The 21,641-nt window shown below is 50.8% G+C and carries 18 protein-coding genes and 1 riboswitch; of the genes, 13 read left to right on the top strand and 5 right to left on the bottom strand.

Annotation, left to right across the window (positions count from 1 at the left end; translation table 11 throughout):
• Positions 1–83 precede the first annotated feature (83 nt).
• Entirely contained in the window at positions 84–857 is a 774-nt protein-coding gene (locus PJDR2_RS17865; protein WP_015845119.1) for an IclR family transcriptional regulator, read from the top strand.
• A gap of 34 nt (positions 858–891) precedes the next feature.
• Here PJDR2_RS17865 and PJDR2_RS17860 read toward each other — a convergent pair whose 3' ends face one another.
• The gene (locus tag PJDR2_RS17860; RefSeq protein WP_015845118.1) at positions 892–1,821 is read right to left on the bottom strand and encodes a helix-turn-helix domain-containing protein; all 930 of its coding nucleotides are present in this window, start codon (positions 1,819–1,821) and stop codon (positions 892–894) included.
• A 123-nt stretch (positions 1,822–1,944) separates the two neighbouring features.
• Here PJDR2_RS17860 and PJDR2_RS17855 point away from each other — a divergent pair, with 123 nt between their 5' ends.
• The 10 genes from PJDR2_RS17855 to PJDR2_RS17810 all read left to right on the top strand — a co-directional run bounded on the left by PJDR2_RS17855 (position 1,945) and on the right by PJDR2_RS17810 (position 15,652).
• Positions 1,945–2,832, top strand: coding sequence for a sugar phosphate isomerase/epimerase family protein (locus PJDR2_RS17855; protein ID WP_015845117.1), 888 nt, complete (start codon positions 1,945–1,947; stop codon positions 2,830–2,832).
• A 13-nt stretch (positions 2,833–2,845) separates the two neighbouring features.
• Entirely contained in the window at positions 2,846–3,898 is a 1,053-nt protein-coding gene (locus PJDR2_RS17850) for a Gfo/Idh/MocA family protein (protein ID WP_015845116.1), read from the top strand.
• A 150-nt stretch (positions 3,899–4,048) separates the two neighbouring features.
• Positions 4,049–6,118, top strand: coding sequence for a bifunctional rhamnulose-1-phosphate aldolase/short-chain dehydrogenase (locus PJDR2_RS17845; RefSeq protein ID WP_015845115.1), 2,070 nt, complete (start codon positions 4,049–4,051; stop codon positions 6,116–6,118).
• A gap of 20 nt (positions 6,119–6,138) precedes the next feature.
• A complete protein-coding gene (rhaA, locus tag PJDR2_RS17840) occupies positions 6,139–7,398 on the top strand; it encodes an L-rhamnose isomerase (protein ID WP_015845114.1) in 1,260 nt (419 codons plus the stop codon).
• 12 nt (positions 7,399–7,410) lie between these two features.
• Positions 7,411–8,883, top strand: coding sequence for a rhamnulokinase (locus PJDR2_RS17835; protein ID WP_015845113.1), 1,473 nt, complete (start codon positions 7,411–7,413; stop codon positions 8,881–8,883).
• A gap of 131 nt (positions 8,884–9,014) precedes the next feature.
• Positions 9,015–10,775, top strand: a complete 1,761-nt coding sequence (locus PJDR2_RS17830) for a cache domain-containing sensor histidine kinase (RefSeq protein WP_015845112.1) — start codon at positions 9,015–9,017, stop codon at positions 10,773–10,775.
• On the top strand, positions 10,772–12,331 hold the full coding sequence (locus PJDR2_RS17825) for a response regulator transcription factor (protein WP_015845111.1): 1,560 nt from the start codon (positions 10,772–10,774) through the stop codon (positions 12,329–12,331). The genes PJDR2_RS17830 and PJDR2_RS17825 overlap by 4 nt, the downstream gene beginning before the upstream one ends.
• 117 nt (positions 12,332–12,448) lie before the next feature.
• A complete protein-coding gene (locus tag PJDR2_RS17820; protein ID WP_015845110.1) occupies positions 12,449–13,777 on the top strand; it encodes an ABC transporter substrate-binding protein in 1,329 nt (442 codons plus the stop codon).
• 140 nt (positions 13,778–13,917) lie between these two features.
• Positions 13,918–14,811, top strand: a complete 894-nt coding sequence (locus PJDR2_RS17815; protein WP_015845109.1) for a carbohydrate ABC transporter permease — start codon at positions 13,918–13,920, stop codon at positions 14,809–14,811.
• Positions 14,812–14,815: 4 nt separating this feature from the next.
• Positions 14,816–15,652: a carbohydrate ABC transporter permease gene (locus PJDR2_RS17810; RefSeq protein ID WP_015845108.1), complete on the top strand. Its 837-nt coding sequence runs from the start codon at positions 14,816–14,818 to the stop codon at positions 15,650–15,652.
• 24 nt (positions 15,653–15,676) lie between these two features.
• On the opposite strand, the gene PJDR2_RS17805 is transcribed toward PJDR2_RS17810, so the two are convergent.
• Positions 15,677–16,999: a voltage-gated chloride channel family protein gene (locus PJDR2_RS17805; RefSeq protein ID WP_015845107.1), complete on the bottom strand. Its 1,323-nt coding sequence runs from the start codon at positions 16,997–16,999 to the stop codon at positions 15,677–15,679.
• Between the two features lie 77 nt (positions 17,000–17,076).
• Positions 17,077–17,137: riboswitch (Fluoride riboswitch) on the bottom strand.
• A 156-nt stretch (positions 17,138–17,293) separates the two neighbouring features.
• On the opposite strand from PJDR2_RS17805, the gene PJDR2_RS17800 reads away from it, so the two are divergent.
• Positions 17,294–17,653: a BlaI/MecI/CopY family transcriptional regulator gene (locus PJDR2_RS17800; RefSeq protein WP_015845106.1), complete on the top strand. Its 360-nt coding sequence runs from the start codon at positions 17,294–17,296 to the stop codon at positions 17,651–17,653.
• A complete protein-coding gene (locus PJDR2_RS17795; RefSeq protein WP_015845105.1) occupies positions 17,650–19,071 on the top strand; it encodes a M56 family metallopeptidase in 1,422 nt (473 codons plus the stop codon). The genes PJDR2_RS17800 and PJDR2_RS17795 overlap by 4 nt, the downstream gene beginning before the upstream one ends.
• A gap of 47 nt (positions 19,072–19,118) precedes the next feature.
• Here PJDR2_RS17795 and kduD read toward each other — a convergent pair whose 3' ends face one another.
• From kduD to kduI, 3 genes are read right to left on the bottom strand one after another with little or no spacing between them, the layout of a single operon-like run.
• Positions 19,119–19,868, bottom strand: a complete 750-nt coding sequence (kduD, locus tag PJDR2_RS17790; protein ID WP_015845104.1) for a 2-dehydro-3-deoxy-D-gluconate 5-dehydrogenase KduD — start codon at positions 19,866–19,868, stop codon at positions 19,119–19,121.
• 3 nt (positions 19,869–19,871) lie between these two features.
• Positions 19,872–20,639 carry a DeoR/GlpR family DNA-binding transcription regulator gene (locus PJDR2_RS17785; RefSeq protein ID WP_015845103.1) on the bottom strand — a complete coding sequence of 256 codons (768 nt, stop codon included), beginning with the start codon at positions 20,637–20,639 and terminating at the stop codon, positions 19,872–19,874.
• A gap of 1 nt (position 20,640) precedes the next feature.
• Complete coding sequence (gene kduI / locus PJDR2_RS17780) at positions 20,641–21,474, bottom strand: 5-dehydro-4-deoxy-D-glucuronate isomerase (protein ID WP_015845102.1); 834 nt, start codon at positions 21,472–21,474, stop codon at positions 20,641–20,643.
• Positions 21,475–21,641: the final 167 nt, after the last annotated feature.

Here is a 21,641-nt window from a genome sequence, read left to right as displayed (position 1 = left end):
GAATGGATTGCCAAACGATAAACGTCCATTCTACAATAAGAAGGAATAGGGATGTTCGAAAATATGACATGGAGGCGAAGCTCATGTCCGTGATCTCGAAAGCGATACATATACTGGATTATCTGGTTCCGCAAGGGAGCGAGAAGGAAATCAGCGTGACGGAGATCAGCCGCGAACTGGATATGCCGGTACAGAGCGTACACCGCATTCTCGCTTCCTTGTCGGAGCATGGCTTTGTCTCCCAGAACAGCAAGACGAAGAAATATAAGCTTGGCCTTTCGATTATGAAATACGGGTTTCTGATGTGGGACAGCCTACGGTTCCGCTCCATTGCCAGGCCGTTTATGGAGGAGCTGTCGAAGCAGACGAAAGAAACGGTCTACCTGGCTACCCGCGAGAACACCGAAGGCGTATATATCGACAATATTGATTCTCCACAGCTGCTCAAAATATCCGAGCCGATCGGACTTCGGCTGCCGCTTATCATCGGAGCCTCCAATCGCGTTATTCTGGCGTACATGACTTCCTCTGCGAGGGAATCCATTCTGAACCAGATTGATTGGGAGGGACTGCCGTCCTTGCGGCCCTTGACCAGGGACTATATTGCCAATGATCTGGAGCAGATCCGCAAGCGCGGGTATGCGATTACCTCCGGCGAAGCGACGGAAGGGACAACGGGGATCGGAGCGCCTATCTTCTCCTACGAGAATACGGTGATCGGTTCGCTGAATTGCGCAGGCCCGACCTTGCGCTTTACCGCGGAGAATATCGAGAAGTACAGCTATTACGTGAAGAAATACGCGGATCTGATCTCGCAGGAGTTAGGGTACCGGCATTTGTACCGGATAAGCGAATGATTAAGAATCTGCGAATAATCAAATAGAAATCCCCTTAGGCGATTGGCTCGCTTAAGGGGATTTTGTTTGTGTCGGTCAGCTGTTTTCTGAGCTGGGAGGGGGCAACGCCTTTATACTTCTTATACATCTTCGTAAAATAATTGGAGTTGTCGCAGCCGACGCATCCCGCAATCTCGGTAATGGAAAGATCGCCGGCGAGCAGCAGCCGCTCCGCTTCATTCACCCGGCATACATTGACGTAGTCGATAAAGGTCCGGCCGGTCAGCTTTTTGAACATTTTGCAGAAATGATGGACGTTCAGGTTCATCCGTCTTGCCGCATCGGCGACCGTCTGCTTGTCCGCAAAGTTGGCTTCAATGTACTCGATTAATGCTTTGAATTGTTCGCGGTTATGTACATATTGATTGGTCGCCTGCTCCGGAAGCTGATGCGGCAGAAATTTGCGGGACAGCAGAGTAAGCAGCATGTGAAGCTGCGATTTCACCATCAGCTGATAAGCGGGCTGCTTCGCTTTAAACTCCGAATTGGCCTGCTCCAGCAAGTAATAATAATCCGCGCAGGACGGATCAAGCCGGGTTGGCTTGACCGGCAGCTGTACGCGGCCCTCCAAATATGGCAGCACATATTTCGTATGAAGAGAATCCTGCATCCAATTCTGGAAGAGGGAGCTGTTATAGACGATAGCCAGATAAGAAAGATCCCCTTCGCATAGGCTGTAGCCGACATGAAGCGCTCCGGCCGGCACGAATAAAACATCCCCCGGATGAGCCTCGTAAGATTCGCTGTCGATATGAAAGACGGCACTGCCTTGCTGCATAACGATAATTTCGAAATGCTCATGCCAATGCAAATAGAGAATCAGCTCGCCCGGCTTCTTCTGAAGAGCGCGGTTCTGAAAAATTTGAACCGGGTGCATTTTCTCGTCTATTCGAGTATTCTCGCGCAGTTCCTTCGGATAGCTCATGAAAGACTCAACTCCACAATATAGGACTAGTAAAACACAAGAATGGTCGAGAATCGTCCATTATCCCGCGCTATACTGAGGGTGCATTCAAAATTAATCCACCAAAATAGGAGTGGTAATGATATGACGAATATACTTCGGATCGGAACATTGGTTGGCGGAGGCGACGCGGTACGCGTGATTCCTCAGATTGCTCCTCACGGCTTCGAATCGTATAGCTTGACGTTCTGGCAAACAACGGGCGACACGGACCTGGTTGAGACGGCGAAGCGGGTTCGCGAGCTTTCGGATGAATACGGTTTCATTATATCGACCGTTGGCATCTTTGGCAATCCGTTGACAGGAGCGGGAAATAATGCGGATACCCTAGCAAGCTGGGAAAGACTGATCGATCATGCGCATTTGTTCGGGACGGACATCGTATCCGGCTTTACCGGACGCTTGACCGGCGAATCGATAGAGAGCTCCATACCGCGGTATGCGGAGGTGTTCGGAGAACTGGGTAAGAGAGCAGCAGATAAGGGAGTCCGAATTGCGTTCGAGAATTGCGATATGGGCGGCACTTGGGAGACCGGCGATTGGAACATTGCGCATAACCCGACGGCTTGGGAAATGATGTTTAACGCGATCCCATCCGACAATATCGGTCTGCAGTGGGAGCCATGCCATCAGATGGTCTCGCTGATCGATCCGATTCCGCAGCTCCGCAAATGGGTGAATAAAGTATTCCACGTTCATGGCAAGGACGCAACCATCGCATGGGATATCGTGAAGGAATACGGCATTCATGGTCCAAAGCCATTCGTGTGGCACCGTACGCCTGGGTTCGGCGATACGAATTGGACGGATATCATTACCATTCTCAGACAAGCCGGCTATCAAGGGACGATCGATATCGAAGGCTGGCATGATCCGGTCTACCGCGATGAGCTGGAGATGACGGGACAAGTCCATGCCTTGAATTATTTGAAGCAATGCCGCGGCGGACAGTTTGTGCCAAATCCGAAATAAGGGGTGCATAGGAATGAGCGCAACATATAAAGTTGTAGTAGCGGGCTGCGGGGGCATGTCGAACATCTGGATCGATACGGCCATCGAGCGCAAGGATACGGAGATTGTCGCTTTAGTCGATATCAAGCAGGAGTTTGCCGAGAAAATGAAGGAGAAGAAGGGGCTCAGCTGCCCTACCTTCACCGATCTTGCCGAGGCTATCCAGCAGACAGGCGCTAATCTTGTCTTTGACGTGACGATCCCCGCGAGCCATCACCGGATCGCAAGCACGGCCATGCAGCTTGGCTGCAACATCTTTGGGGAAAAGCCGCTTGCGGAAACGGCGGAGGAGTGCAAGGACCTGATCCGGATTGCGGAGGAGACGGGAAAATCGCATGCCGTCATGCAGAACCGGCGGTTTGATCCCCGTATTCGCGCGCTGCGTCATCTGCTGGACTCGGGTACGATCGGCAAACCCGGCTTTGTAAACGCAGACTTTTTCCTGGGGCCGCATTTCGGCGGATTCCGGGAAACGATGGCAAGTCCGCTGCTGCTCGATATGGCGATCCATACGTTTGACCAGGCGCGTCTTATACTGGGAGCAGATCCGGTGTCGGTGTACTGCCACGAATTTAACCCGCCGGGGTCTTGGTACGAAGGGGCAGCCGCGGCAGTCTGCATCTTCGAAATGTCCGACGGCTCGGTGTTCAATTACCGTGGTTCCTGGTGTGCGGAAGGCGCAAATACGTCTTGGGAAGCAGACTGGAGAATCACGGGCGAGAAGGGTACGGCGATCTGGAACGGGCATGATGCCCCCTATGCGGAATTGGTTGCGCCGGAACCGCAGGAAGGGAAGTTCATTAAATCGTTTGTCCGGGCAGATGCAGATACAAAGGTCTATAATGCCCATTCGGAAAGAACCGGGCATCCGGGCTGCCTGGACGAGATGTTCCTCTCCCTGGAGGAAAACCGCAGGGCGGAAACCGACAGCCGGGATAACCAATACAGCATGGCCATGGTTAATGCGGCGCTGGAAAGCGCGCGGACGGGGCAAAAGGTAACGATCGCGGATTTTATTCAGAGGTAGTAGATTAGCAGGAGCGGGGAGCGGGAGCTTTCCCGCTCTTTTGTTTTTGAATATATTTGTTTATGCCCGAAATATTTTTGTTTTCAAATATAAACAAACATGATACTATCAAAACATAAAGATAAAACAACGTATTCGGAGGTAAACAAAATGGTACAAAGCTTATGGCAATCATCTCAAGCATCTGAATTCACAAACGGACTCGATCAATTGGTTTATCGCTCTAACCTGATCGGAGCAGACCGCCGCGTGTGCAACATCTTTGGCGGCAATACTTCCACAAAAACTACGGTTAAAGATTTCCGCGGCCGCGATATTGAAGTGATGTATGTGAAAGGCAGCGGTTCGGACCTTGGTTCCATGAAGGCAGCGAACTTCACTGGTCTTCGCATGGAAGATATCCGTCCTTTGTTCGAACGCGATGCCATGACAGACGAAGAAATGGTTGCTTACCTTGGCAACTGCATGATAGACGCGAAGCATCCGCGGGCTTCGATCGAGACGCTGCTGCATGCCTTCCTGCCATTCAAGCATGTAGACCATACGCATCCGGATGCGATTATCAGCCTGTGCTGCGCGGATAACGGCCGCCATCTGGCGGAAGAGATTTTCGGCAACCGCTTCGTATGGGTGCCTTACGTGCGTCCCGGCTTTACTCTCTCGAAAATGATCGCGGAAGGCGTACTGGCTAATCCAAACGCCGAGCTGGTTCTGATGGAGAAGCATGGCCTTGTAACTTGGGGAGAAACGTCCGAAGAAAGCTATGCGCAGACGATCAAGATTATTAATGAAGCAGAAGCTTTCATCGAAGCTCGCGTTAATGAAGCTAACTTGTTCGGCGGCGTGAAGCATGAAGCCCTTCCGGCTGAGGTTCGCCGTCAGATCGTATCGCAAGTGATGCCTACGATCCGCGGTGCCGTATCCGACGTGAAGAAAATGATCCTGTCGTTCGACGATCAAGACGATGTGCTTGCTTTCGTTGGCGGCGCGGACGCTCCTCAGCTGTCGCAGGTAGGCGCTGCTTGCCCGGATCATCTCGTTCATACCAAGGTTGTTCCGCTCTTTATCGACTGGACACCTGACGCAGAGGATATTGACGGCCTGAAGTCGAAATTGATTGAAGGCGTTGCCGCATATAAAGAGCAATACAAAGCTTACTTCGAGGAAAACAAAAATGAAGGCGACGTGATGTTTGAAGCGGCTCCGCGCGTGATCCTTATTCCGGGTCTCGGCATGATTAACACGGGCAAGAGCTGGGCACTGTCGCAAGTGAGCGGCGCTTTATACCATCGCGCGATTTCCGTAATGCGCGGCGCTACTGCGCTTGGCAGCTTCGTATCGCTGAGCGCAAACGAGTCGTACAACGTAGAGTACTGGCCGCTTGAGCTTTACAAGTTGTCGCTGGCTCCGGCTGAAGCCGAATTCTCCCGCAAGGTTGCCTTCATTACCGGCGGTGCCGGCGGTATCGGCAGCGAGACAGCCCGCCGCCTCGTATCCGAAGGCGCGCATGTCGTACTGGCCGACTTGAATCTTGAAGGCGCGCAGAAGGTTGCGCAAGAAATCAACGATAAATACGGCGAGAACCGCGCTTATGCCGTTAAAATGGACGTTACGGACGAGCAAGCGGTGCAAGCTGCTTATGCGGAAGTAGCTCTCGTCTACGGCGGCGTGGATATTATCGTCAACAACGCAGGCCTCGCAACATCCAGCCCGTTCGACGAAACATCCCTTAAAGAATGGAATCTGAATATTAACGTGCTTGGCACCGGCTATTTCCTTGTTGCCCGGGAAGCGTTCAAGCAGATGAAGCAGCAGGGTATTGGCGGCAACATGGTCTTTATCGGCTCCAAGAACTCGATCTTCGCAGGCAAGAGCGTAACGGCTTACAGCTCGGCAAAAGCGCTGGAGGCTCATCTGGCGCGCTGCATCGCAGCGGAAGGAGGCGAATTCGGCATTCGCGTCAATACGATTCTGCCGGATGCGATTCTGCAGGGCTCCGCGATCTGGAATGGCGCGTGGCGCAACGAACGTGCCGCGGCTTACGGCATCGAGCCTGACCAATTGGAAGAGCACTACCGCAAACGGACTACGCTGCTCGTAAATATTTATCCGAGAGATATTGCGGAAGGCATCGCCTTCTTCGCATCTTCGAAATCGGACAAAACAACCGGCTGTATGCTGACGATTGACGGCGGTGTACCGGCTGCATTCACACGCTAAGAAGGAGGGCACCCATTCAGATGGATCAAAATGTAAAGCAAGCTTATGAAGCGGCAAAAGCATTGTATGCCCAGCATGGGATCGATACCGATGAAGTACTGCGCAAGCTGGAGACGGTTAAAGTCTCCATGCATTGCTGGCAAGGCGATGACGTAAAAGGCTTTCTGAACGCAGACCAGGAATTGACCGGCGGCATTTCGGTTACCGGCCAATATCCTGGCGCGGCAAGAACGCCGGAGGAGCTTCGCTCCGATCTGGAGAAAGCATTCTCCCTTATTCCGGGCAAGCATAAAGTAAACCTTCATGCGATCTATACCGATACCAACGAGAAGGTTGAGCTGGATCAGCTGGAGCCGCGTCATTACGAAGGCTGGGTATCCTGGGCGAAGGAGCAGGGGCTTGGACTCGACTTCAACCCAACCTGCTTCTCGCATGAGAAATCGAGCGACGGCTTTACGCTCAGCCATCCGGATCCGGAGATCCGCCAATTCTGGATTGATCACTGTAAGGCTTCCCGCCGCATTGGCGCGTACTTTGGCGAGCAGCTGGGCCAGACTTGCGTGACTAACGTCTGGGTTCCGGACGGCTTCAAGGATAATCCGGTTGACCGGATGACTCCGCGCAAACGTCTGAAGGCTTCGCTCGATGAAGTGTTTGCCGAGCCGCTTGATCCGAATTACAACCTGGACGCGGTGGAGAGCAAGCTGTTTGGACTTGGCTCGGAAGCGTATGTGGTTGGCTCCCACGAATTTTATATGGGCTACGGCTTGCAGAATAACAAGCTAATCTGTCTGGATGCGGGTCATTTCCATCCGACGGAAGTCATTTCTAATAAATTGTCATCTCTTGCCCTCTTCACAAGCGGTATTCTGCTTCATGTAAGCCGCCCGATGAGATGGGATAGCGACCATGTCGTCATTATGGACGATGAGCTGCTGGAGATCGGCAGAGAACTGGTACGCCATGATCTGCTGGGCACAACCCATATCGGTCTTGATTTCTTCGATGCCAGCATTAACCGCGTAGCTGCTTGGGTTGTCGGCACGCGCAACACAATCAAGGCTTTGCTCCGCGCGATGCTCGAGCCGGTAGAAACACTGAAGAAAATCGAGCTGGAAGGCGATTATACGACCCGCCTTGCGCTAACCGAAGAGTTCAAGTCGTATCCGTTCGGCGCGATTTGGGATTACTATTGCGCAACAAAAGGGGTTCCGGTTCGCGAGCAATGGATTAGCGATGTGAAAGAGTACGAACAAAGCGTATTGCTGAAACGCGGTTAGGAGGGCGACCGGTTGTCGGATATATTAGCATTTGACCTCGGAGCAAGCAGCGGAAGAGCGATTCTTGGCAGTCTGAAGGACGGCAAGATCGTAACCGAAGAGCTCCACCGCTTTCCTAACGATCCGGTGCAGACGGGTAACCGTCTGCACTGGGATATTCTGCGGTTGTATCATGAGATCAAGCAAGGCTTGCTTAAGGCTAAGCATAAAGGGATACAGCCGCTTAGTATCGGCATTGATTCCTGGGCGGTTGACTACGGACTTATCGCCGCTGACGGAAGTCTGCTAGGCAATCCGCTTCACTATCGCGACCGCTCTAGCGCCGGAATGATGGAGAAACTACAAGAAGAATTAACTCCAGCGGAAATCTTCAAGCGGACGGGCATTCAGTTCCTGCCGTTTAATACGATCTACCAGCTATACGCGGCCAAGCTTAATCAATCTCCGCAGCTTGATGCAGCGAAGCATTTCCTGATGATCCCGGATCTGCTTCGCTATTTCCTGACTGGCGAAATGTACAACGAGTTTTCCAACGCAACGACAACTCAGCTGTATAATCCGCTGAAGCAGCAATGGGATGAGGAGCTGCTTCAGCATCTTGGCCTGCCGCAGTCCTTGTTCGGTCATGTGCTTCAGCCTGGCTCGCCGGCCGGGAATCTTCAGCCATCCGTTCAAGAGGAGCTTGGACTCGGACCGATTGCCGTACATGCCGTTGCGGAGCATGATACGGCATCGGCAGTTGTAGCCGTCCCGGCGCTTGAACGCTCCTTTGCTTATTTAAGCTGCGGAACTTGGTCGCTGCTCGGAACGGAGATCCAGGAGCCGATTATGACGGCGGAAGCGGAACAGCTTAATTTTACGAACGAGGGCGGCTTTGGCGGCACTTACCGTCTGCTGAAGAACATCATGGGCTTGTGGATTCTGCAGGAGAGCAGAAGAGAGTGGGAACGTTCCGGATATGATTACAGCTTCCCTGAGCTTGTGAAGCTTGCCGGAGAAGCCCCTGCGTTCACAGCCTTCATCGACCCGGATGATCCCGTGTTTATGGCTCCGGGCGATATGCCCGCCAGAGTGAAGGAATATTGCCGGAGGACGAATCAGCCGGTTCCGGAGAATGTTGGCACGCTCGTCCGCTGCATATTGGAAAGCCTCGCCTTCAAATACCGTTATGTGCTTGAGTTGACGGAGCGGTTGTCCGGCCAGCAGTTTAACGGTCTGCACATGGTAGGCGGGGGCATTCATAATACGCTGCTATGCCAATGGACGGCAAATGCGATCGGCAAGCCGGTATGGGCAGGACCCGCGGAAGGCAGCGCAATCGGAAACCTGGCGGTTCAATGGATTGCCAGAGGCGAGTTCGCGGACATATGGGAAGCCCGGCGCGTTATCAGGGATTCTTTCCCGGTTACGATTTACGGCCCCGAACAAGGGGAAGCATGGTATGATGGGTACGGACGATTCCTGGAGATTACGGCGCTCCGATAATCGTCTATCCACCAGTGACCTTGCGTAAGAGGATGTATTGCGGGCAGCGGTACTGCGGGGATTATCTCGCTGTATTTGCTGCCTTTTCTTGTTAATCAATACTTGCGCATGATGACTGGGGGGACAACGCCTTGAGACAGGGGTTATTAGCTTTCTATTATAATTTGCGGATCAAATATAAAATAATCGTCATGCTTGCTTTTATGATGGCGGTTATCGGCATTGCAACCTTTGCGGTTATGAAGTATGCCTTTCACGCTTACGACAAGGAAATCTACAAGCAATCGGCCAGCGCGCTGAACAGCGCTTCGCTTGGTGTCGAGAAGGAGCTCCGCAATATGGAGAAGATCTCCTTCAAGATTGCGACGGACAGCTACATTCAGGACTATTTGAGCGAGATCAAGGCAGGCGGCTCCGAGTACAGCAACTATATAACCGCGGTAAATATACGCCAGCGGCTCTTAACGTTCACCAGCAACGAGAAATATATTTTGTCGTTTCATGTGATGGATGTTTTTTCGAAGCAATATGGAAACGGATACAAAATGATTAATCTCTCCAGGGAAAGAACCGATCAGGTCGTCCATGATACCAATACCCAGTTTGGCGGCGTTCAGTTTGTTTTCCCGGATTACGGGGATAACGCCCTGATTGCGGGCCGGGAAATCCGCAGGGTGGACGGGCTGGAGCTGGATCATCTGGGCAATATGGCGGTTAGGATCGACATTGACCGGCTCTATAGCGATCTTGTAACCTCGGCGGATAATTCCAAAGCGTATTTTGCCATCATGCAAAAGGACGGCCACCTGGTCTATCCGCATGATCAGCCGGGCGGAATGGATCTGACTTCCTTGCAGCTAACCGGACAGCAAGGCTTCAAGATTGTATCGTTGTCGGGCAAAAGTTATTTCATCACCTATTATTCCTCCGGCTATCTGGATTGGGTTTACGTTAACGTGATGCCTTACGATCAGATTTTCCATACAACGGAATCGGCGAAAAATACCGTTATTATCGTCTATATCCTACTCTCGATTCTAATTCTGGGAGCAGCGCTCAGCTTCTCGCGCTCTATAACGGGACCTATAGAAAGACTGAATCAGAGAATGAAGAGGATTCAGCTCGGGCATTTCGAATTCGCGGAAGAGCCGGAGGAGCGCAATCTAGCGAAGGATGAAGCCGGTCAGCTGCAGCGCAATTTCCGGATGATGGTGGGACGGATAGACGAACTGATCAACGAAAATTATGTAAAGCAGCTGACCATCAAGGACACGGAATTCAAAGCGCTGCAGGCACAGATTAATCCGCATTTTTTGTACAACACGCTGGAATCCATTAACTGGTCTGCCAAAATCGCCGGACATAAACAGATCTCTATTATGGTTGAATCCCTGGGTTATTTGCTCCGCAGCACGATCAGTCACAAGCAGCCAACCGTGACGCTTGAGGATGAATTGAGGCTGGTCGGCCATTATATCGCGATCCAGCATATCCGATTCGAAGAGCGGCTTGTTTTCGAAAACCGGATCCCCGACCGTCTGTTAAATATGTATGTGCCCAAGCTGAGCCTGCAGCCGCTTGTCGAGAACGCGATTCATTACGGGCTGGAGCAAATGATCGAAGCTTGCGTGATCACGATTACGGCAGAAGAACATGAAGGCGGTATTGCAATAACCGTAGCGGACAATGGACCGGGGCTTGCGCCGGATGTCATTGATCAGCTTAGAAGCGGAGAGATCGAGCCAAGAGGAACGGGAATCGGCCTGCGCAACATTGAGGACCGTATCAAGATGCTGTTTGGTGAAGCTTACGGCATTCGGGTAGAGAGCGTTCCGCAGCAAGACACACGGATTACCTTGTATCTGCCAATCGAAATGGGGGAGAGAACATGAAGTATAAAGTGCTGTTGATTGACGATGAACGAATTATTCTGGAAGGTATTGCATCTCTGATGGACTGGGATAAATACGGCACGCAGCTTGCCGGTACGGCACGCAACGGATTGGAAGCCCTTCAATTTATCGAGACACAGACTCCGGACATTATTATCAGCGATATCCGCATGCCGGGCATGGACGGTCTCAGTCTGGTGAAACGGGTGAAGGAGGCTTATCCGCATATTGCGTGCATAATGCTAAGCGGCTTTGGAGATTTCGAATATGCCCGTCAGGCGATGCAGTATGGGGTCAAGCACTATTTGCTGAAGCCTTGCAACGAGAATACAATCGCCGAAGCTATTGTTTCGGTCGTAGAACAGCTTGATCAAGAGCGGCGTACCGATGCTTTCCTGCAGCGGATGCAAGAGGAACTGAAGAAGGTGCTGCCGAGCGCGAAGGAGCAGTTTCTGAAAGAGTATGTAACGAATAAGCGTTACGGGCGCCGCGAATGGGACGAGTACGGCAGGCTGTTCGGCATTCAGCTCGAGAATCTGGAAGCCAGGCTGCTGCTTTGCCAGCTTGAGGGTCCGTTTGAGTTCGATCATCTTTTTGCGCTGAAAAATATCGCCGAAGATATTATCGGCAAGCCTACCATTCTGCTCAGCACTACGATAGGCAGCCAGCTGCTTATCCTGATCAGGGATCAGTATCCCGAAAGCGAGCTGCTCACCGTTTTGGCGGATGTGAAGCGGACATTCACGGGGTATTTCAAGCTGGATACAACCATAGCGATCAGTGACGCCGGCGAATTGGCGGAAGCTCGTAAGATGTATATGGATACGCGAAGCTGTCTGAACCATCGCTTCTATTTAGGCGGGGGAAGCCTTATCACGGTCAGGGATATTCAGCAGCAAGATGAGCAAGAGGAACAGGCATTTCTGTTTGACGATACGCAGCTCTGCATGGCGGCCAAATCAGGCAACTGGGAAGAGGTTAACAAGGAGCTGGAAGAGGCATTCCGGATTCTGGCGGAGCTTAGGCTGGATAACTCCACGGCCAAATCGTATGTGATTCCCTTATATGTAGCGTTAATCCGGCAGGCGGAACCAAAGCGGATGAACGAATATTTGCAGCTGCTGGCCAAGCTTGAATCGCTCAGCACTCTGCAGGCGCTGCAAAGCTTTGTAGAGGATGCCGCAATGCAAATCTGCCAAGAGAACTACGAGATTCAATCCTGCCGGCACTCCGGCATTATCCAGAAGATGATGAACATCGTCAGCGAACATATGAGCAATCCGGCCCTTTCCCTGCAGTGGGCGGCAAGCGAGATTTTGTACATGAATGCGGACTACTTAGGCAAGCTGTTCAAAAAAGAGACAGGGGATAAATTCTCGAACTATGTCATGAAAACGCGTATGGACAAAGCGCTGGAGCTGATTGAGGCAAGCAGCGACGTTAAAGTATTTGAACTGGCGGAGCAGCTGGGATTTGGCGATAATCCTCATTATTTCAGCCAGGTCTTTAAGAAATATACCGGAAAGTCACCATCGGATTTCAAGAAAACGTCCTAAACAAGATGTCTGTTTTTTGACGAAAAATCACTGGTTATTCGATTCCGGGCTCTCCTTTTTAACTGTACTATAGGAAATGTAAACACTTACATGGTTTAAGGAAGGGGCGCTAGAAACATGGGAAAGAAGCTATCAGCAGCAATCGCACTCATCTTGGCTACGACTCTTACGGCATGCGGCGGAGGCAACAATAACAACGCAAATCAAGCCGCCAATGCGAATGCAAGCACTTCTGCAAATGCAGGCAAAACGGATACAGGTAAAAACATTACCCTCCGTATCGCCTGGTGGGGCTCGCAGCCTCGTCATGATTACACGCTGGAAGTTATCAAAATGTACGAGGCTGCACATCCAAACGTAAAGATTGAAGCCGAATACGCCAACTTTGACGACTACTGGAAGAAGCTTGCTCCCGAAGCGGCTGCAAGCGAGCTGCCGGACATTGTACAGATGGATATTTCCTACCTGTCGCAGTACGGCTCCAAAGGACAGCTGGCCGATCTTACGCCTTACCTGAAGAACCAGATTGACACTACTGATATTTCGGACAATGCGATCTCCGGCGGTAAGCTGGGCGACAAGCTTTATGGCTTTAATCTTGGCGTCAACACCGTAAACTTCCAATACGATCCCGAACTGCTGAAGAAGCTGGGCGTAGACAAGCCGGCGGACGATTGGACTTGGGATGATTACTTCGCCCTTGCATCCAAGGCGAAGGAAGCGGGTCTCTACTTCGATAACGGCTTCCGTCCGGAAGTATTCTTCGGATACTACCTGCGTACGAAAGGCCAGCATCTATACAACGCCGAAGGCAATGCGCTTGGTTACGAAGACGATCAGCTGTTCGTTGATTTCTTCAAACCGCTGGCTCAGCTCGTGAAAGACGGAGACACGCCTCCGCCGGACGTGAAGGCACAAATTAAAGGTCTCGAGGATGACCTGCTGGTCAAAGGCCAGCAAGTAGGGATCTGGCAATGGACGAACCAGTTCGTAGGTATTCAGCAAGTGGCGAACCGTCCGCTGGAAATGGCGAACATGCCAAATCCCGATCGCGTGAAGGGCCTCTACCTGAAGCCAAGCATGTATTTCTCGATTGCTCAGAACTCCAAGCAAAAAGAAGCTGCAGCCGACTTTATCAACTTCTTCGTCAATGATGTTGAAGCCAACAAACTGATTAAAGGCGACCGCGGCGTACCCGTAAACAGCAAAGTTATTGAAGCTATCAAACCAACGCTTGAACCAGCTCAGCAGCAAGTATTCGATTATGTGGCTTGGGCACAGGATAACAGCTCGCAAATGGATCCGCCGGATCCGATTGGCGCAGCAGAGATTATTACCTTGTTCAGCTCGCTTGCGGAGCAAATGGACTTCCAGCAAATTACGCCGGAAGATGCCGCTAAGCAATTCCGCGAGGAAGCCAATGCGATATTAGCCAAAAACAAATAAGAATGACAGGCAGGAATGGCTGGCCGCAAACGGCCAGCCATCCTTTATAAAAGGCTTATATATCACCGCGAAACGTGTGCTGCTCCTCCTGGGCGCCAGCCGTTTCACCGGTAGCGAATCTTGTGCAGGAGTTGGTCCGAATGAAAGCGATCTTTAAGAGAGATTTGACGGGTTACGCGTTTATCAGCCCCTTTGTTGTCGGCTTTCTTGTATTTACCTTTGTACCGATTTTGGCATCCCTCTATTTGTCGTTTACCGATTATGACCTGTTCACCACCCCTTCTTGGGTTGGCATCGATAATTACCATGATCTCTTGACAAGCGATAAGAAGTTCTGGAAGTCGTTAAAAGTCACGTTCCTGTACGTATTTATCGGAGTTCCTCTCCGATTGTTCTTCGCCCTTATGGTTGCCATGCTGCTTAATACCGCTTCGAGAGCGGTCGGCGTGTATCGGACCTTGTTTTACCTTCCATCCATTATCGGCGGCAGCGTTGCCGTATCTATCATGTGGCGCAACCTGTACGGCGATAAAGGGATTATAAACGGATTGCTTCAATTTGTCGGTCTGGATGCGGTCAGATGGTTTGCCGATCCGATGGCAGCGCTGTGGATGCTCATTACCTTGTCGGCTTGGCAATTCGGTTCTTCGATGCTGATCTTCCTGGCAGGCTTGAAGAATATACCGGTCAGCTTATACGAAGCCTCAAGCGTAGACGGCGCAAACGGATTTAACCGATTCTTTAAAATAACGGTGCCAATGCTGACACCGATCATATTGTTTAACGCCATTATGCAAACAATCGGAGCTTTCATGACGTTTGTTCCCGCTTACATTATTTCCAAAGGTACGGGAGGTCCGCTGGACGGCACCTTGCTCTATTCCTTGTATCTGTTCCGCCAAGGCTTCCAATTCTTCGATATGGGTACCGCATCGGCAATGGCCTGGATCATGCTGGTTATCGTGTCGGTATTGACAGCCGTGTTGTTCCTGTCATCTAAATACTGGGTTCACTACGAGTCGAAGGAGGGGTAAGCCTATGCTGGCGAAAAAATGGAAATGGCCTATTTATCATATCGCAGCTGCCGGCGGCGCTATCTTGATGATCTATCCCGTGATCTGGCTCCTGATGAGCTCCTTCAAGAAAAGCGAAACGATCTTTACCACCTCCAGCAGTCTGATTCCGGACAAATGGATCTGGACGAACTATTCGGACGGCTGGGCAGGCATTGGCGGTCATTCGTTTGGCACTTACATTACGAACACGCTTGTGCTTGTTGTGCTTGCAACAATCGGCGCAGTAATATCCTCCGCGCTTGTAGCGTTTGGATTCGGCCGGCTCAATTTCCGGGGCAAAAAGTTCTGGTTTGCCATTATGATGGTTACGCTGATGCTACCGCATGACGTAACGCTGGTTCCGCAATATATCCTGTTCTCGAAGCTTCATTGGCTTAACTCTATCAAGCCGATTGTCATTCCGGCGTACTTTGGAGCACCGTTCTTTATCTTCCTGATGGTGCAGTTTATCCGGACCCTTCCAGGTGAGCTCGACGAAGCGGCTACCATTGACGGCTGCGGCAAGTTCCGGTTGTTCTACCGCATCATTCTGCCGCTCATTATCCCGGCTATGGCAACCGCCGCAATCTTCTCGTTCTACTGGCGTTGGGAGGACCTGATTGGTCCGTTGCTTTACCTGAACAAGCCTTCGATGTACACCGTATCGATGGCCCTTAAGATGTATCTCGATGCCGAAACGCTTTCCAACTGGGGCGCCATGTTCGCGATGTCGATTGTGAGCTTGATTCCGGTATTCGCGATTTTCTTCTTCTTCCAGAAGCATATCGTTGAAGGGATCAGTACAAGCGGTCTGAAATAGAAATCAAGTGGTAAACCCGCAAGGTTAAGACTTTGCGGGTTTATTTTGTTTTTTATTTTCCCTGATCGATGCCAACGTTGCGTTCTCGGGAATGAGATGCAGCCTGGACTTTGATATACCGATCTGCTGGGAAGTATAAATGCCGGTATGTCCCGAGAACAGGTAGCTGATCATACAAGCCATAAACATATATAGCGCACCTTCTGACCCAAATAATTCAATCCCCATAATAAAGCAGGCTATGGGGGTATTGGTTGCGCCGCTGAATACGGCAATAAAGCCAAGTCCCGCTAAAAAGGGAGCTGCCAGATGCAAAAGACCCGCGAGAGCATTCCCAAGGGTAGCCCCAATAACAAACAGGGGAGTGACTTCTCCGCCTTGAAAACCAGCTCCTAGCGTCAGAGCGGTAAATATCGTTTTCCATAGGAAAGCGAGAGGGGCAACCGGGTATTCGAATGAATCCTGAAGCAACGGAATGCCGAGACCGAGGTATTCTCTTGTGCCAAGCAGATAGACTAAAACGATGACAACAACCCCGCCAATGAACGTTTTGATAACGGGATTTTTAAAAAGCTTAGAGAACGTTTTTTTCAGCCAATGAGTCAGTTCGCTGAACATAATGCTAGCCAATCCGAAGATGATAGACGCAAAAACGACTTTTATTACTACTATTGCTGTGAGGTCCGGTACCTTTCCCATCGCATAGTGGATATGGTGAATACCCCAGGCTGTCGTAACCAGATGTCCAACAAAACTCGCGATAAAGCAAGGAAGTATAGCTTGATAGCGGACAAAACCGATAGCTATTACCTCAATGCCAAACACCGTTCCTGCCAAAGGGGTTCCGAATACCGAACCGAATCCGCTGCTTATTCCGCACATCAACAGAATTTTACGGTCGGTCTCATCCACCTTGAATACCTTGCCGATCAGCTCCGAGAAGCTTCCTCCCATTTGCACGGCTGTTCCTTCACGGCCTGCCGATCCGCCGAACAGATGGGTCAGAAGGGTACCTAACAGAACAAGCGGAGCCATTCGGAAAGGGATGGTCTCTTGTCCTTGCCGGATTTGTTCAAGGATTAGATTATTGCCTTTCCCTGCATTTTTGCCGTGTTTCCAATAAAAGAAGCTCATAAGAGCTCCCCCGAACGGAAGCAGGAACAGCAGCCACGGATGATTCAACCGCTGCCCTGTAGCGTAGTCGAGGCTGGCTAGAAACAATGCCGACGCGCTGCCGGAGAGTATTCCGACAAGTCCTCCGTAAAAAATCCATTTCAATAAAGACGCGAGTAAGGCAACATGCATGACTTTTTCGGCAAAATGCCGAGCTTTAGATTGAACGTTCATCTCCGTTTTTCTCTCCAATCGTTAATGGTTAAAGGTGAATATGGGCAAAAAAATAGACTCCTACCAATGCAAAAAACACATTGGTAGGAGTCATTAGCCCGCAGGCGGTTAATGGCGAACTCCATCGCCTTATTCACTTTTTTTCATTTTAGAATATTTCTTGCTGCTTAGTCAATCTTTTTGCGTGCGGTGGCCAAACTCGAGGGACTGTTATTTCTCTTGACAAAGGAGGTTTACTGCAATAAACTCCTTTTATGAGGTTTACTAAGATAAACCTGATTGGGGGCGATCGAATTGGAAGCCTATAAGTTATTTGACTCGGAATACAAATTTGCTTGTCTGATTTGGGACAATGAGCCGATTAATTCAACGGAGCTTGCGAAGCTGAGCAAATCGAAGCTGGGCTGGAGCAAATCAACGACCTACACCGTCCTGAGAAAGCTATGCGAGCGGGGCATTTTGCGGAATGAGCAGGCCGTTGTGACGTCTCTTGTCAAGAAAACCGAAGCACAGAAGTACGAGAGCCAGACGGTTGTCGAGAAAGCGTTCGACGGCTCGTTGCCGCAATTTCTGACGGCGTTTCTTGGCGGGAAGAAGCTGTCGAGGAAGGAAGCGGAGGAGCTCAAGCAGATCATTGAGGAGTCGACGCAATGACAGGAGTATTTATTACAGTTGTTAATATGAGCATTACGGCGGGGTATGTGGCTGTCGCTGTCATGCTGGCGAGATTATTGTTCAAACGGCTGCCTAAACGATTTTCCTACTTTCTATGGTCGGCTGTGGCGTTTAGACTGCTTGTTCCCGTTAGTTTTACGGCAGGCTTCAGCTTGTTGCAAGCGGTGAGACCTCAAAACCATTCGCAAGCAGGAAGGTTGGAGTATGTTCCGCATGATATCGGGATGCAGAAGAATCCGGTATTGGACATCGGTGTGGACAGTCTGCGCCAGCTTGTTCCTCTTCCGTCCGCGACGCCTATTGCGAGCGTAAATCCGATGCAAATCATTTTGTGGCTAGGCAGCTTGGTCTGGTTATCAGGTATTGCGGTTCTGCTGCTCTACAGTATTGTCCAGTATTTGAAACTATGGTCCAGGCTTAGAACGGCAACGCTGGTACAGGATCGCATCTTTGAAACGGATCAGATTCGCACGCCGTTTGTATTTGGTTTTCTGAAGCCGAGAATTTATATTCCGACCGGTCTATCCAAAGAAGAGCTGCCTTATATCGTTGCCCATGAGCAGGTTCATATCAATAGGCGGGATTATTTGATTAAGCCTGCTGCCTATTTGCTGGCGATTATCCATTGGTTTAATCCTGTCCTATGGATTTCCTATAGAATGATGGGCAAAGACATGGAGATGTCCTGTGATGAACGGGTGATGAAGCGGATGGGGAGCGGGGTAAAAAGAAGCTATGCCACCACGTTGTTATCCATATCAATGAATAGCGGCAAATGGAAAATGGGCGGACCGCTTGCTTTCGGAGAAAGCGATGTGAAGGCGAGGATTACGAATGTTCTTGTTTACCGCAAGCCTTCCTCTTGGGTTATAGCGCTGTCGATGCTGGCTGCAGTGGTGCTGGTTACCGGATTTACCGCTAATCCGAAGCCGTTGCGGCAGTCAATGCTGCCAGCAGCCTTGGACAAAGAAACGTATGCGGGTTACGATCTTGATAAGCTTATGGAAAATAAAACCTTGTATGTCGGGAATCATGTAAAAGTAGGCGGATTGATTGGCGCCTTGCCTAAGCCGGATGGCCTGGAAGGGAAGGGGTTAGCGCTTCAGACGAAGTCTCAGCCATACGGGATTACCGTTAATTACGATAGAACGGATGATTTGCAGGCGGAGGAGGAAACGGCAGCGAACAAAGACGTTTTTTACCGGAATGCCATTATGCTGCTTAGTCTGATCGATAACGTGGATTCGATCACATTTACGGTAAGAAACGCTAACCTTGTCACCGTGACGCGGGAGGAAGCCGAGACGCTGCTCGGCGGAGATGTCAGGCAATATGCCAGCGATTCGGCAAGCCTTAAAAGTTTGATCGATCAACTGAACAAGTTTAAATGGGATTAAAAGTAAGAAGACGCTCAACGGTTATCCGTATAAGCGTCTTTTTCTTTTTAGCGTGCCATCCAGCCGCCGTCTACGTTGAGAACATGTCCGCTCAAGTAATCGGATGCCGAGGAAGCGAGGAATACAACCGGACCTTTCAGATCGTCCGGCGTACCCCAGCGGCCTGCAGGAATCCGCTCGGTAATCGAGTTCGTGCGGGCTTCATCCTTCAGGATTGGAGCCGTGTTGTTGGTTGTCATATAGCCTGGAGCAATAGCGTTGACATTAATGCCGCGGCCAGCCCATTCGTTCGCTAATGCTTTAGTTACGCCGGCAACCGCGTGTTTGCTTGCCGTATAACCGGGAACATTGATGCCGCCCTGATAGCTGAGCATGGAAGCGACGTTAATCATTTTGCCGCTGCCGCGCTCCAGCATGTGACGTCCGGCAAGCTGGCTGAGGAAGAAGACCGAGTTCAGGTTCAGGTCGATGACATCATACCAGTCTTTTGCCGCGTGATCGGCAGCTGGCGTTCGACGGATAATACCAGCATTGTTAACGAGAATATCTACTTTGCCAAATAAACCGAGGGCTTGGTTAAAGACATCTTCCAGAATATCGGCGTTGCTGAGGTCGGCGGAGATTTCTTCCGCTTGTCCGCCAAGCTCGCGGATTGCAGCAACAGTCGCGTTGCTGTTCGAGGAAGAGATTGCAACGACGGATGCGCCCGCTTCCGCAAGACCAAGCGCCATCGCTTGGCCAAGTCCTCCGGATGTACCGGTTACAACTGCTGTTTTGCCTGCCAAATCAAATAACATCGATTAATTCATCCTTTCGTAAATCGCAAGATTTGCACCGGCCTGCCGGTATTGCCCAGCCGTGTCCGATGAAATCCCCGAGTCGGTCAGAATCGTGTTTATCTCATGAAAGTCCGCAAAGGTAAACAATGCGCCTTGGGCAAATTTATGGTGATCAACAACCACATACGAGGTTTGCGCCGTATCGAGAAGAGCCCTCTTGAATGCCGTCAGGTCGCCTGTATAAATCGTGAAGCCAAATTCCGCATGAACGCCCGTTGCGGACAAAAAGGCTTTCTTAATATTCAGCTTCCGGATGTAAGCCTCGGCTTCCGCGCCCGCAAGCATATTGCGGACACGGTAACCGCCGGGCACGACCAGCTGAATTTCGTCCTTTCGGGACAGCTCGGCAATGATGTGCACATCGTTCGTTACAACGGTAAGAGGCTGATTCCGCAGCCTCTTCGCGATTTCAAGCGTTGTGCTTCCGCCGTCCAGCGCGATAATGTCGCCGGGATCAATAAAAGTAAGCGCCAGCTCCGCAATTTCCGTCTTCTCGGAGGAATGCCGCACTAGCGGCTCTTGCTGCGACAAAATGCCAAGCTGGTCCGTTTGGGCAAGGACTGCCCCCCCGTGTATACGAAGGAGCAGTCCTTTTTCCTCAAGCCTAGCCAGATCCTCGCGAATCGTCTTGCCCGTCACGTTCAGTCGTTCGCTTAAATCCTGAACGGTAACTTCGCGGCTCGCCAGCAGGGCTTCCATAATTAATTCATGCCTGCGAATAGCATTCATGTTATTTCAAATCTTGTGGTGCAACCGCGTCCATATCTTCGAAGATTTGGTTCTCGCCGGCCATACCCCAGATGAACGTATAAGCGCTTGTGCCTACGCCGCTGTGAATCGACCAGCTAGGCGACAGGATTGCTTGCTCGTTGCGCACAACCAGATGGCGTGTTTCTTGCGGCTCGCCCATGAAGTGGAAGACATTGCCGTCTGCTTGCATATCGAAGTACAGGTATACTTCGGAGCGGCGGTTGTGCGTATGGCAAGGCATTGTGTTCCAGTTGCTGCCCGGCTTCAGCATAGTGAGACCCATAACCAGCTGGCAGCTTTGGATGCCGCCAGTGTGGATATAACGATAGATGGTACGTTCGTTATTCGTGTTAAGAGCTCCGAGATGGTTAGGGGAAGCTTCGCTGATCGATGCTTTCACCGTTGGATAATTTTTGTGGGCAGGCGTCGAGTTCAGGTAGAACTTAGCCGGATTAGCCGAGTCCGAGCTTGTGAATACAACTTCTGCCGCGCCAAGGCCGATGTAGAGACAGTCTTTGTTTTCCATATCGTAAGCCGTGCCGTCAACGGTAACCGTACCGCGGCCGCCGACGTTAATGATGCCGATCTCGCGGCGTTCCAAGAAGGTTGCCGCACCCATTGTTTTGGTATCGGCTTCAAGCTTAACGGATTCGTTAACCGGTACCGCGCCGCCAATAATAAAGCGGTCAACGTGCGAGTAAGTAAGGGTCAGCTGGTCTTGAACAAAAAGAGTTTCGAGCAGGAACTCTTGACGAAGACGTGTCGTATCAAATGCTTTTACTTCTTGCGGATGAGAAGCGTAACGGATTTCCATGTTGTAATAACCTCCATTGTTTGAATGATTTGTTTGAATAAGTTTATTTAAGTTCGTATAAGTTCATTTTAAGGTGGGCGATGTGGATTTGCAACCTAAATTTGAATAGGAAAGTTTATTTTTAATGAAAGAAGATACTGCGGTGAGGCTAGAAGCTTGCTATAGTG

Source organism: Paenibacillus sp. JDR-2, from assembly GCF_000023585.1.
Classification (GTDB): domain Bacteria; phylum Bacillota; class Bacilli; order Paenibacillales; family Paenibacillaceae; genus Pristimantibacillus.
The sequence above is the reverse complement of the archived record's forward strand: the minus strand, read 5'-3'. Positions and strand labels throughout refer to the sequence as shown.